Genomic DNA, 12,289 nt, shown 5'->3' on the forward strand with positions numbered 1-12,289 from the left:
GGTTGATAGGCCAGATATGGAAGCCTGGTAACGGGTGGAGTTGACTGGTACTAATAGGCCGAGGGCTTGTCCTCAGTTGCTCGCGTCCACTGTGTAAGTTCTGAGGCAACGAACAGTTGCCGGTTCAGAGCTGAACTCGAACTCACAAATAAAAAGTGTGCTTGTTCGCTCGAAACCATTAGGGTTTCGGTGGTCATAGCGTGAGGGAAACGCCCGGTTACATTTCGAACCCGGAAGCTAAGCCTCACAGCGCCGATGGTACTGCAGGGGGGACCCTGTGGGAGAGTAGGACGCCGCCGAACAATCTTTGGAGGACCCCTGGTCCCAGCGTTCAGCTGGGACCAGGGGTCCTTTTGTTTTTACAATGCTTGTGGTACCCGAAGACAGGAGTCACCCGATGTCCACCAACTCTCCCGACGACCGACCGGAGCGCGACCAGCGGCGACGGGACAGTGGTGACCGCGGTGATCGTGGCGGCTACCGCGGTGGGTCGCACCGGTCCAACGACCGTGGTGACGACCGCCGTGGTGGCGACCGCCCCTCTTTCCGTCGCGATGACCGCGGCGGGGACCGCGGCGGCTTCCGCCGTGACGACAGCCGCGGTGGCGACCGTGGCGGTTTCCGTGGCCGTGACGACCGGGGCGGCGATCGCCCGTCGTTCCGCCGTGACGACGACCGTCGTGGCGGGGACCGTCCGTCCTTCCGCCGTGACGATCGTTCCGGTGACCGTCCGTCGTTCCGTCGTGATGACAACCGTGGTGACTTCCGTCGCGACGACCGTCGTGGTGACGACCGCGGTGGATTCCGTGGCCGTGACGACCGCGGTGGATTCCGTGGCCGTGACGACCGTGGTGGGGACCGTCCGTCGTTCCGCCGCGACGACGACCGCCGTGGTGGGGACCGTCCGTCGTTCCGCCGCGACGACGACCGCCGTGGTGGGGACCGTCCGTCCTTCCGCCGTGACGAGCGTTCCGGTGACCGCCCGTCGTTCCGTCGTGATGACAGCCGTGGTGACTTCCGTCGCGACGACCGTCGTGGTGACGACCGGGGCGGTTTCCGTGGCCGTGATGAGCGCTCCGGCGACCGTCCGTCGTTCCGTCGTGACGATCGTTCCGGCGACCGTCCGTCGTTCCGTCGTGACGATCGTTCCGGCGACCGCCCGTCGTTCCGTCGTGATGACAGCCGTGGTGACTTCCGTCGCGACGACCGTGGCGGGGACCGTCCGTCGTTCCGCCGCGACGAGCGTTCCGGCGACCGCCCGTCCTTCCGCCGCGACGACGACCGCCGTGGGGGTGACCGTCCGTCGTTCCGTCGTGATGACAGCCGTGGTGACTTCCGTCGCGACGACCGTCGCGGTGACGACCGCGGTGGATTCCGTGGCCGTGACGACCGTGGCGGGGACCGCCCGTCCTTCCGTCGCGACGACGACCGCCGTGGGGGTGGCGACCGTGGAGGGTTCCGCCGTGACGACAGCCGTGGTGGTGACCGGGGCGGCTTCCGTGGCCGGGACGACCGGGGCGGCGACCGTGGCGGGTACCGGGGACGCGACGACCGGGGCGCCCGGCAGGGTGACCGCGGTGGGTACCGTGACGACCGCCGGGACGACCGCGGTGGGTACCGGGGTCGTGACGAGCGGGACCGCGACCGCGAGCCGATCAAGCGTCTCCCGATTCCGGACGACGTCACCGGCGACGAGATCGACAAGGATGTCCGCCAGGAGCTGCAGAGCCTTCCGAAGACGCTCGCGGAGGACGTCGCCAGGAACCTGGTGATGGTCGCGCGGCTCATCGACGAGGACCCCGAGGGCGCCTACGGCTACTCCAAGGTCGCCCTGCGTCTGGCGTCCCGTGTGGCCGCCGTGCGCGAGGCCGCCGGTTTCGCCGCCTACGCGAACCAGAAGTACAGCGAGGCCCTGGCCGAGTTCCGTGCCGCCCGCCGGATGACCGGGAACACCGAGCTGTGGCCCGTGATGGCCGACTGCGAGCGTGGGCTCGGACGTCCGGAGAAGGCGCTGGACATGGCCGGTGCCCCCGAGGTGCAGAAGCTGGACAAGGCCGGCCAGGTCGAGATGCGGCTCGTCGCCGCCGGTGCCCGGCGTGACATGGACCAGCTCGACGCGGCCATCGTCACCCTCCAGAGCCCGGAGCTGGCTTCCAACTCCATCCAGCCCTGGACCGCCCGCCTGCGCTACGCCTATGCGGACGCTCTGCTGGCCGGCGGCCGGGAGGGCGAGGCGCGGGAGTGGTTCGCCAAGGCCGTCGAGGCCGATCGTGACGGCAGCACCGACGCCTCCGACCGGCTCGCCGAGCTGGACGGTGTCGAGTTCGTCGACGCGATGGACGAGGACGACGCCGAGACGGAGACCGTCGTGAAGGTCGTGGTGGACGAGAACACCACGACCGAGGACGAGCCCTCGGACGAGGACGAGCCCGAGGCCGACGAGCCGAAGACCGTCCAGATCAAGGACTCCACCGAGGACTGATCCGGGAAGCACACGAAAAAAGGGCGGGACCCCGGCGGTCCCGCCCTTTTTCGTGCCCGGAAGCAGCCGGAGCCGCTCTCAGATGTCCACCATCCGCAGTACCAGCCCGGACGCCGGCTTCGGTCCGAACGACGTCGACTTGCGCGGCATCGTCACCCCCTGCCTGGCCAGCTCGCGTACGACCTCTTCGCGCACCGGATGCAGCAGCACCGCCGTGCCGCCGCCACGTTCCGCCTTGGCGACGGTGGCCGCCGTGTCGTGGATGTATGCGATGTGCGCGGGGGAGTCCTCGGGGATGTGCCAGACGTGGTCGAGCAGTACGGAGTGCAGGACCGTCGCGTCCAGGGAGCGCCAGGCGGGCGGGTGACAGGCCGGGACCGCGCGGTCCAGCAGGGCCGGGTCCGGGCGGTCCAGCAGGTGGAAGGCGCCGTCGCCGGCCAGCAGGAAGGCATTGCCCTCGCCGGCGGCCTCGGCCAGGGCCTGAAGGGCCTCGGGCAGCGGTACCGCGAGGTGCCGTACCCGGAACAGGTCGCCCACGGCGGCCAGGGCGTCCGCCACCGGCAGGCCGTGCAGCAGGCGGTGGATGGCGCGGACGCGCAGCGGGTAGCGGGCGGTGTCGACCAGCAGGACCAGGCCCAGGTCCCAGGGACCGGGGGAGGGATGCTCTGCGCGGAGCAGGCGGTAGGTGGCCCAGCGGTGGTGGCCGTCGGCGATGAGAGCCTGGTGGTGGGAGAGGTCCTCGCGGACCAGGGCCAGTTCTGCCGGGTCGGTCAGGTTCCACAGGCGGTGCCGCACGCCGTCCTCGGTGGTGGTCGTCAGCAGGGGCGGCAGCTTCGCGGTCCGCTCGATCGCCTCCGAGGTGGCGCCGTCGCCGCGGTACGTCAGCAGCAGGGGCTCCAGGTTGGCGCGAGTGGCGCGCATCAGGCCCGCGCGGTCCGCGACCACCGGCTCCATCACGTCCTCATGCGGGAGGACGACGCCCTCCTCCGGTTCCGAGACGCGCAGGGCCCCGATGACACCGCGCTGGAGCAGGCCGTCCACGTCCTGCTGCTCGTACACGTACAGGGCGGGGACCGGGTCGGGGGCGAGGATGCCCGAGGCGAGCCAGCGGCGCAGGGTGTCGGCGGCCTGTTCGTTGCGGACGTCGGGCGTGTCGGCCTGGGGCAGGATCAGCCGGACGATGTTGTGGGGGTCGGCGTCCTGGAGGTGGTGCAGGCCGTCCGGGCGTACCACTACGTCGTACGGCGGGGAGGTGACGGAGGCCAGACTGCCGACCCGTTCGGGGTCGTAACGAAGGCCGCGGAACGGGGTGAGTTCCAGACCTCGGGGCGCCGTTGCTTCCGAGTGACCTGCGATGTTCATCCCGGCATCGTACGTGTGCGGGCGGGTTGCGGGATGATCGGGGGAAAGACGTCGAACGAGGAGCGGTACGGATGAGCCGGAGCGTCAGGACTAGCCCCGAAGGCAGTGAGCGGCCCCTGCACGAGGCGTACGACACGGCGCTGCTCGACCTGGACGGGGTGGTGTACGCGGGCGGCGAGGCCATCGCGCACGCCGTGGACTCGCTGGCCGACGCCCGTGGCGGCATGCACCTCGCGTACGTCACCAACAACGCCCTGCGCACCCCGGACGCGGTGGCCGGGCACCTGACCGAGCTGGGCATACCGACCGGCGCCGAGGACGTGATCACCTCCGCGCAGGCGGTGGCCCGGCTGATCAGCGAGCAGGTGCCGGCCGGTGCGAAGGTGCTGGTGATCGGCGGCGAGGGGCTGCGGGTGGCGCTGCGCGAGCGCGGGCTGATCCCGGTGGACTCGGCGGACGACGACCCGGCGGCGGTGGCGCAGGGGTACGGCGGCCCGGACTTCCCGTGGGGGCGGTTCGCGGAGGCGTCGTACGCGGTGGCGCGCGGGGTGCCGTGGTTCGCGTCCAACACCGATCTGACGATCCCGAGCGGGCGGGGGATCGCGCCGGGCAACGGCGCGGCCGTGGAGGTCGTCCGGATCGCCACCGGCGCCGATCCGCAGGTGGCGGGCAAGCCGCTGCCCCCGATGCACAAGGAGACCATCCTGCGCACCGGAGCGAAGCGGCCGCTGGTGGTCGGGGACCGGCTGGACACCGACATCGAGGGGGCCTGCAACGGCGAGGTCGACTCGCTGCTGGTGCTGACCGGGGTCACCGACGGGGCCCAGTTGCTCGCCGCGCCCCCGCAGCACCGGCCGACGTATGTCGACGCCGACCTGCGCGGGCTGCTGACCGGGCAGCCGGAGGTGGCCGGGGACGGCGACGGTTTCCGCTGCGGGGGCTGGACCGCCACGGCGGGCCCGGATCGCCTGGAGCTGTCGGGCGAGGGGTCCGAGCTGGACGGCCTGCGGGCGCTGTGCGCGGCGGCCTGGACGGCGGCCGGGGACGGCACCTGCACGCTGGACGCGGAGAAGGCCCTGGCCAGGCTCGGTCTCTGAGGTTTCGCCAGACGGGCGGGATCAAAACTAATGGAGGGTAGGCTAACCTAACTGCGTGTTGGTCGAGAGTCCTCCCGGACAGCGCGCGGCGACCGCCCCCGCGCCCCCGAAGCGACGGCTGGTGCGTGCCCTCGGGCTACTGCCGGCCGTCCTGCTGCTGGCGGTCGTCGCCTTGGCGAGTATCGGTGTCGGCGCCAAGTCGCTGGCGCCGGACCTCGTCTGGCACGGACTGTTCCACGACAGCGGGACCTACGCCGACATCGTGGTGCGGGACCGGATCTCCCGCACCGTCCTCGGTCTGCTGGCCGGGGCCGCGTTCGGGCTGTCCGGCTCGGTGCTCCAGGCGCTCACCCGCAACCCGCTGGCCGATCCCGGCCTGCTCGGCATCAACGCGGGTGCCTCGGCCGCCGTCGTCACCGCCATCACCTTCTTCGGCGTGACCTCGCTGAGCGGCTACGTCTGGTTCGCGTTCGCCGGCGCGGCCGTGGTGGGCGCGCTGGTGTGGTTCCTCGGCGGCACCCGGGGCGCCACCCCGGTGCGGCTCGCGCTGGCCGGCACCGCGATCGGGGCCGCCCTGTACGGGTACCTCCAGGCCGTGATGATCACGGACGACGAGGCGCTGTCCCGGATGCGCTTCTGGACGGTCGGCTCGCTGGACTCCGCCGACGACCGGACCATCGTCCAGGTGCTGCCGTTCCTGCTGGCCGGCATGGTCCTCGCGCTCGCCCTGGCCCGGCCGCTGAACGCCATGGAGATGGGCGACGACACCGCCCGCGCGCTCGGTGCCCACCTCGACCGCACCCGCGCGCTCGCCATGCTGGCGGCGACCGTGCTGTGCGGTGCCGCGACCGCCGCGTGCGGCCCGGTCATGTTCGTAGGCCTGATGGTGCCGCACATGGTGCGCTCCTTCACCGGGCCCGACCTGCGCTGGATCCTTCCGTACGCCGCCGTGCTGTCGCCCGTGCTGCTGCTCGGCGCCGACATCGCCGGCCGGCTCGTCGCCCGGCCCGCCGAGATCCAGGTCGGCATCGTCACCGCGCTGATCGGCGGCCCGGTCTTCATCCTTCTCGTACGACGGCGGAAGACGGCTCACCTGTGAAGACACTCTCCCGGAGCCGTGCGCTACGCACCCCCGGCGGGCTCTCGCTGCGCCTGGACCCGCGCTCCCTGATCGTCGTCGTCCTGCTGCTGGCGGCCGTGCTCGCCGCGGGTGTGGCCCTGATCGGCACCGGCGACGCGCACATCCCCGCGGCGGACGTGCTGCGGACCCTCTTCGGCGGCGGCAACCCGTACCAGGACTTCATCGTCAACGAGCTGCGACTGCCCCGGCTGCTGGTGGGGCTGCTGGTCGGCGCGTCGCTGGGGCTCGGCGGGGCACTGTTCCAGTCGATCTCCCGCAACCCGCTCGGCAGCCCCGACGTGCTCGGTCTCGCCCAGGGCTCCACCGCGGGCGCGCTGGTGGTGATCGTGCTGTTCTCCGGCAGCGCCGCCGCCGTCACCGCGGGCGCCCTGGTCGGCGGCCTGGTCACGGGCCTCGGCATCTACCTGCTCGCCTGGAAGCAGGGAGTGCACGGATACCGGCTGGTCCTGGTCGGCATCGGTGTCTCCGCCATGCTCACCGCCGTCAACAGCTACCTCATCACCAAGGCCGACATCGTCGACGCGGCCCGCGCCGTGGTGTGGATGACCGGGTCGCTCAGCGGCCGGGACTGGACCCAGGTCCGGCCGCTGCTGATCCTGTGCGCGGTCGTCGTTCCCGTGGTCCTCGCCCACGGGCGGGGCCTCAGGACGCTGGAGATGGGCGACGACGTGGCGTCCGCCCTCGGGGTGCGGGTGCACCGGGTGCGGCTGGTGCTGATGGCCGGCGCCGTGCTGCTCACCGCCGCCGCCACCGCGGCCGCGGGTCCCGTCGGCTTCGTCGCCCTCACCGCGCCCCAGCTCGCCCGGCGGCTGACCCGCTCGCCGGGCCCCAACCTCGTGCCCTCCCTGTGCATGGGAGCCGCGCTGCTGGTCACCGCCGACTGGGTCTGCCAGCGTGTCTTCGGCGCCGACCAGCTGCCCGTCGGCGTGGTCACCGGTGTCGTGGGCGGCGCCTATCTGCTGTGGCTGCTGGTCGGCGAGCGCCGGGCGGGCCGGGTATGAGCACCGGAGCGGAGCGGACCGAAACCGAACCGAGCACCCCTGGGAGTACCAGCACCGTGAACCGCCTGTCCGCCGAGAACGTCACCCTCGCCTACGAACAGCGCGTCATCGCCGAGCGGCTGTCGGTGGAGATACCGGACAACTCCTTCACCGTGATCGTCGGCCCCAACGCGTGCGGCAAGTCAACCCTGCTGCGTGCGCTGTCGCGGATGCTGAAGCCGGCCGGGGGCCAGGTGCTGCTCGACGGCCAGGCCATCCAGTCGCTGCCCGCCAAGAAGGTCGCCCGCACCCTGGGGCTGCTCCCGCAGTCCTCCGTCGCGCCGGACGGCATCACCGTCGCCGACCTGGTCGGCCGGGGGCGCTACCCGCACCAGGGGCTGCTGCGCCAGTGGTCGGCCGAGGACGAGCGGGTCGTGCGGGAGTCCATGGCGCGCACCGGAGTCGCGGAGCTGGCCGAGCGGTACGTGGACGAGCTCTCCGGCGGCCAGCGCCAGCGCGTCTGGATCGCCATGGCCCTCGCCCAGCAGACCCCGCTGCTGCTCCTGGACGAGCCGACCACCTATCTCGACATCCAGCACCAGATCGACGTCCTCGACCTGTGCGCCGAGCTGCACGAGACGCAGGGACGCACCCTCGTCGCCGTCCTGCACGACCTCAACCACGCGGCGCGCTACGCCACGCACCTCATCGCCCTGCGCGGCGGCGAGGTCATCGCCGAGGGCGCACCGAACGACATCGTCACCGCCGACCTGGTCGAGCAGGTCTTCGGGCTGCGCTGCCAGGTCATCGACGACCCCGAGACCGGGACCCCGCTCGTCGTCCCCGCCGCCCGCAAGGCGCGGGCGGCGAAGGTCACAGCAGCTTCCTGAGCCGGAACAGGTCCATCAGGCCCGCCTCCAGCCGCACCCGGCCCGAACCCCAGGCGCGGGCGAAGTCCAGCTCGCCGGCCACCAGGGCGACCAGGTCGTCGCCGGTCAGCGCCAGCCGGATCTGGGCCCGTTCCCCCGGCGGACCCGGCAGGGTCTCGGCCACCTCGATCCGGCCGCCTCGCATGCGCCCGGCGAAGGTGACGTCCAGGTCGGTGACATGGCAGCTCACCGAGCGGTCCAGCGCGGCGGCCGCGCCGACGTCGCCCTCGGCGGCGCTCATGCTGTCCGAAAGCTTCTCCAGTGCCGTACGGCACTCCTCGATCGTGGCCATCGGGCACGACGGTACCCCAGCCGTTCGCGGTAGCGTCTGGGCATGAGCGAGTCCGCGCCCGAGTCCGTGCCCCCGGCGCCCGAGTCCGACCCCGCGGCCCCGGCGCCGCTGGCCGTCCCCCGCACCCCCACCGGGGACGCCGGGATCGATGCCCGCCTGACCCGGCTGGCCGACGCCGACCACCTGCCCACCGACGGGCACCTCGGCGTGTACGAGGATGTACACCAAGGGCTGCGCGACGCGCTGGACGCGCTCGACGCCCGCCCGGACGGTCCGGCACCCGCCTCCCGGTGAGGCCGGGCCCGCACCGCCGTACCGACGCACGAAGACCTGAGCAGGAGCTGAACCGAACGTGGCAGGAGTCGCACGCCGCCGTCTCGACGCGGAACTGGTCCGCCGCAAGCTGGCGCGCTCGCGCGAGCACGCCAGCATGCTGATCGCCGCCGGACGGGTCACCGTCGGCAAGACCGTGGCGACCAAGCCGGCCACCCAGGTGGAGACCGCCGCCGCGATCGTGGTGCTGAGCGACGACTCCGACCCCGACTACGTCTCGCGCGGCGGTCACAAGCTCGCCGGCGCCCTCGCGGCCTTCGTCCCGCGGGGCCTGGTGGTCGAGGGCCGCCGCGCCCTCGACGCCGGCGCCTCCACCGGCGGCTTCACCGACGTCCTGCTGCGCGCCGGCGCCGCCCAGGTCGTCGCCGTGGACGTCGGATACGGACAACTCGCCTGGTCCCTCCGCAACGATGAACGGGTCGTCGTCAAGGACCGTACGAACGTACGGGAGTTGACGCTGGAGGTGATCGACGGGAAGCCGGTGGACCTGGTGGTGGGCGATCTGTCCTTCATCCCGCTCCATCTGGTACTGCCCGCCCTCAAGCGGTGCGTGACGCCGGACGCGGATCTGGTGATGATGGTGAAACCGCAGTTCGAGGTGGGTAAGGAACGGCTGGGCAGCGGGGGTGTCGTACGGAGTCCGCAACTGCGGGCGGATGCCGTGCGCGGGGTGGCCGACAAGGCGTGGGAGCTGGGTCTCGGGGTGCGAGGAGTCACCGCGAGTCCGCTGCCGGGCCCGTCCGGCAACGTCGAGTACTTTCTCTGGCTGCGTGCCGGAGCCCCCGAGATCGACCCGGCCGACATCGATCGTGCAGTTGCGGAGGGGCCGCGTTGACACAGAACCGAGCGCGTACTGTTTTCCTGCTCGCCCACACCGGGCGTCCCGCGGCGATCCGCAGTGCGGAACTCGTGGTCAAGGGACTGCTGCTGTCCGGCATCGGGGTGCGGGTGCTGGAGGAGGAGGCGTGCGACCTGCCGCTGCCCGGAGAGCCGGGAGGGGTCGAACTCGTCAAGGAGGCGACTCCGCAGTCACTCGACGGCTGCGAACTGCTCATCGTCCTCGGCGGTGACGGCACCCTGCTGCGCGGAGCCGAGTTCGCCCGCGCCTCCGGGGTGCCGATGCTCGGCGTCAACCTCGGCAGCGTCGGCTTCCTCGCCGAGGCCGAGCGGGACGACCTGGACCGGGTGGTGGACCGCGTGGTGGCCCGCTCCTACGAGGTCGAGGAGCGCATGACCATCGACGTGGTCGTGCACCGCAACGGTGACATCGTGCACACCGACTGGGCCCTGAACGAGGCGGCCGTGCAGAAGGTGTCCGCCGAGAAGATGCTCGAAGTGGTGCTGGAGATCGACGGCCGCCCGGTCACGGCGTTCGGCTGCGACGGCATCGTGCTCTCCACCCCCACCGGCTCCACCGCCTACGCCTTCTCCGCCGGGGGGCCCGTGGTGTGGCCCGAGGTGGAGGCACTGCTCATGGTGCCGATCAGCGCGCACGCCCTGTTCGCCAAGCCGCTGGTCACCTCCCCCGACTCGGTCCTCGCCGTCGAGGTGCTCCCGCACGTCCCGCCGGGAGTGCTGTGGTGCGACGGCCGCCGCACCATCGAGCTGCCGCCCGGCGCGCGGGTCGAGGTCCGGCGCGGCGCGGTGCCGGTCCGGCTCGCCCGGCTGCACCACGCGTCCTTCACCGACCGGCTGGTGGCGAAGTTCGCCCTGCCGACCACCGGCTGGCGCGGCGCCCGGGACCACTCCTCGGAGTGACAGCGGCGGCCCGTGTGCGCGGCGCGCCCCGGACCTCGTAAGGTCTGTTCCGTGTTGGAGGAGATGCGGATACGGTCGCTCGGGGTCATCGACGACGCCGTGGTCGAGCTGTCGCCGGGGTTCACCGCGGTCACCGGTGAGACGGGCGCTGGCAAGACCATGGTGGTCACCAGCCTGGGCCTGCTGCTCGGCGGGCGCGCCGACCCGGCGCTCGTGCGGATCGGTGCGGGCAAGGCGGTGGTGGAGGGGCGGATCGCCCTGGCCGCCGGCGCCTTCGCCGGCGTACGCGCCGAGGAGGCCGGGGCCGAGCTGGACGACGGCGCCCTGCTGATCAGCCGTACCGTCTCCGCCGAGGGCCGCTCCCGCGCGCATCTCGGCGGGCGCAGCGTGCCCGTGGGGCTGCTCGCCGAGCTGGCCGACGAACTGGTGGCCGTGCACGGCCAGACCGACCAGCAGGGACTGCTCAAGCTGTCCCGGCAGCGGCAGGCCCTGGACCGGTACGCGGGCGAGGCCGTCTCCGGCCCGCTGGCCGCGTACACCGAGGCGTACCGGCGGCTGCGGGCCGTCGCCGCCGAGCTGGAGGAGATCGTCACCCGCGCCCGCGAGCGGGCCCAGGAGGCCGACCTGCTGCGGTACGGCCTGGACGAGATCGCCGCCGTGGAACCCCGCGCGGGGGAGGACACCGAACTCGCCGAGGAGGCGGAGCGGCTCGGGCACGCCGAGGCGCTCGCCGCGGCGGCCAGCGCCGCGCACGCCGCCCTCGCGGGCAACCCCGAGGACCCGGAGGGCATCGACGCCTCCACCCTGGTCGCGGGCGCCCACCGGGCACTGGAGGCTGTCCGGGCCCACGATCCGGCACTGGCAGCGCTCACCGACCGGATCGGGGAGATCGGCATCCTGCTGGCCGACGTCGCCGGCGAGCTGGCCGGATACGCCTCCGACCTGGACGCCGACCCGCTGCGGCTGGCCGCGGTGGAGGAGCGCCGGGCCGCGCTGACCGCGCTGACCCGCAAGTACGGCGAGGACATCGAGGCCGTGCTGGCCTGGGGCGAGCAGGGCGCGGCCCGGCTGACCGAGCTCGACGGCGACGACGAGCGGATCGGCGAACTCACCGCCGAGCGGGACGCGCTGGGCGTCGAACTGGGCGCGCTCGCCGAGACGCTGACCAAGGCGCGCACCGAGGCCGCCGAGCGGTTCGCCGCCGCCGTCACCGCCGAACTCGCCTCGCTGGCGATGCCGCACGCGCGGGTCTCCTTCGACATCCGGCAGACCGAGGACGCCGACGGCGTCGAGGCCGGCGGCCGTACCGTCGCCTACGGGCCCACCGGTGTCGACGAGGTCGAGCTGCTGCTCGCCCCGCACCCCGGCGCGCCGCCCCGGCCCATCGCCAAGGGCGCCTCCGGCGGTGAGCTGTCCCGTGTGATGCTCGCCGTGGAGGTGGTGTTCGCGGGAACCGACCCGGTGCCGACGTACCTCTTCGACGAGGTGGACGCGGGGGTCGGCGGCAAGGCGGCCGTGGAGATCGGCCGGCGGCTGGCGAAGCTCGCCCGGACCGCGCAGGTCGTCGTGGTCACCCACCTCCCGCAGGTCGCCGCGTTCGCCGACCGGCAACTGCTGGTGGAGAAGACCAACGACGGCTCGGTCACCCGGTCCGGCGTGAAGGTCCTGGAGGGCGAGGACCGCGTCCGCGAGCTGTCCCGCATGCTGGCCGGCCAGGAGGACTCCGAGGCCGCCCGCGCCCACGCCGAGGAACTCCTCGCCACCGCCCGCGCGGAGGGCTAGGGTCTTTCGTCCGGATCACGCCGGGCTCGCGGGGGCCATCGCGGGCGCCGCGCACACTGCCAATCTGCTCGACGTGCGCCCCGGCCGCGCGGCCGGGGCGGTGCTCGTGCTCGCGGCGCCGGGGCTCGCCCGG

General features: G+C 72.7%; 11 protein-coding genes, 1 rRNA gene and 1 pseudogene. 11 read left to right on the forward strand and 2 right to left on the reverse strand.

Going from position 1 to position 12,289, the window contains the following annotated elements; all coding sequences use genetic code 11:
• The first annotated feature begins 185 nt into the window (after positions 1-185).
• The 3 genes and pseudogenes from rrf (at position 186) to ACWCV3_RS28195 (ending at position 2,482) form a co-directional block, all read left to right on the forward strand.
• Positions 186-302: ribosomal RNA gene (gene rrf / locus ACWCV3_RS28185) — 5S ribosomal RNA — on the forward strand.
• A gap of 62 nt (positions 303-364) precedes the next feature.
• Positions 365-1,294: pseudogene (locus ACWCV3_RS28190) on the forward strand (hypothetical protein); the annotation flags it as partial.
• Between the two features lie 477 nt (positions 1,295-1,771).
• A complete protein-coding gene (locus ACWCV3_RS28195) occupies positions 1,772-2,482 on the forward strand; it encodes a hypothetical protein (RefSeq protein WP_451229967.1) in 711 nt (236 codons plus the stop codon).
• Between the two features lie 78 nt (positions 2,483-2,560).
• Here ACWCV3_RS28195 and ACWCV3_RS28200 read toward each other — a convergent pair whose 3' ends face one another.
• Positions 2,561-3,844, reverse strand: coding sequence for a DUF1015 family protein (locus ACWCV3_RS28200; protein WP_451229944.1), 1,284 nt, complete (start codon positions 3,842-3,844; stop codon positions 2,561-2,563).
• Between the two features lie 71 nt (positions 3,845-3,915).
• Here ACWCV3_RS28200 and ACWCV3_RS28205 point away from each other — a divergent pair, with 71 nt between their 5' ends.
• The 4 genes from ACWCV3_RS28205 to ACWCV3_RS28220 are packed head-to-tail and all read left to right on the forward strand — an operon-like array spanning position 3,916 to position 7,952.
• Complete coding sequence (locus tag ACWCV3_RS28205) at positions 3,916-4,941, forward strand: HAD hydrolase-like protein (RefSeq protein ID WP_451229946.1); 1,026 nt, start codon at positions 3,916-3,918, stop codon at positions 4,939-4,941.
• Between the two features lie 55 nt (positions 4,942-4,996).
• Entirely contained in the window at positions 4,997-6,040 is a 1,044-nt protein-coding gene (locus ACWCV3_RS28210; protein ID WP_451229949.1) for a FecCD family ABC transporter permease, read from the forward strand.
• Positions 6,037-7,083, forward strand: a complete 1,047-nt coding sequence (locus ACWCV3_RS28215; protein ID WP_451229951.1) for a FecCD family ABC transporter permease — start codon at positions 6,037-6,039, stop codon at positions 7,081-7,083. The genes ACWCV3_RS28210 and ACWCV3_RS28215 overlap by 4 nt, the downstream gene beginning before the upstream one ends.
• On the forward strand, positions 7,080-7,952 hold the full coding sequence (locus tag ACWCV3_RS28220; protein WP_451229954.1) for an ABC transporter ATP-binding protein: 873 nt from the start codon (positions 7,080-7,082) through the stop codon (positions 7,950-7,952). Before ACWCV3_RS28215 ends, ACWCV3_RS28220 begins: the two co-directional genes overlap by 4 nt.
• On the opposite strand, the gene ACWCV3_RS28225 is transcribed toward ACWCV3_RS28220, so the two are convergent.
• Entirely contained in the window at positions 7,936-8,283 is a 348-nt protein-coding gene (locus tag ACWCV3_RS28225) for a sterol-binding protein (protein WP_451229956.1), read from the reverse strand. The two genes, ACWCV3_RS28220 and ACWCV3_RS28225, sit on opposite strands and share 17 nt — an antisense overlap.
• Before the next feature lie 42 nt (positions 8,284-8,325).
• Here ACWCV3_RS28225 and ACWCV3_RS28230 point away from each other — a divergent pair, with 42 nt between their 5' ends.
• From ACWCV3_RS28230 to recN, 4 genes are all read left to right on the forward strand, one after another.
• Positions 8,326-8,577 (forward strand): hypothetical protein, encoded by a 252-nt coding sequence (locus ACWCV3_RS28230; protein ID WP_451229959.1) that lies wholly within the window; start codon positions 8,326-8,328, stop codon positions 8,575-8,577.
• 58 nt (positions 8,578-8,635) lie between these two features.
• Entirely contained in the window at positions 8,636-9,451 is an 816-nt protein-coding gene (locus ACWCV3_RS28235; RefSeq protein ID WP_451229961.1) for a TlyA family RNA methyltransferase, read from the forward strand.
• Complete coding sequence (locus tag ACWCV3_RS28240; protein ID WP_451229964.1) at positions 9,448-10,374, forward strand: NAD kinase; 927 nt, start codon at positions 9,448-9,450, stop codon at positions 10,372-10,374. Before ACWCV3_RS28235 ends, ACWCV3_RS28240 begins: the two co-directional genes overlap by 4 nt.
• Before the next feature lie 63 nt (positions 10,375-10,437).
• Positions 10,438-12,156 carry a DNA repair protein RecN gene (recN, locus tag ACWCV3_RS28245; protein ID WP_451229970.1) on the forward strand — a complete coding sequence of 573 codons (1,719 nt, stop codon included), beginning with the start codon at positions 10,438-10,440 and terminating at the stop codon, positions 12,154-12,156.
• Positions 12,157-12,289 lie beyond the last annotated feature (133 nt).

This window comes from Streptomyces sp. NPDC001781, from assembly GCF_053596035.1.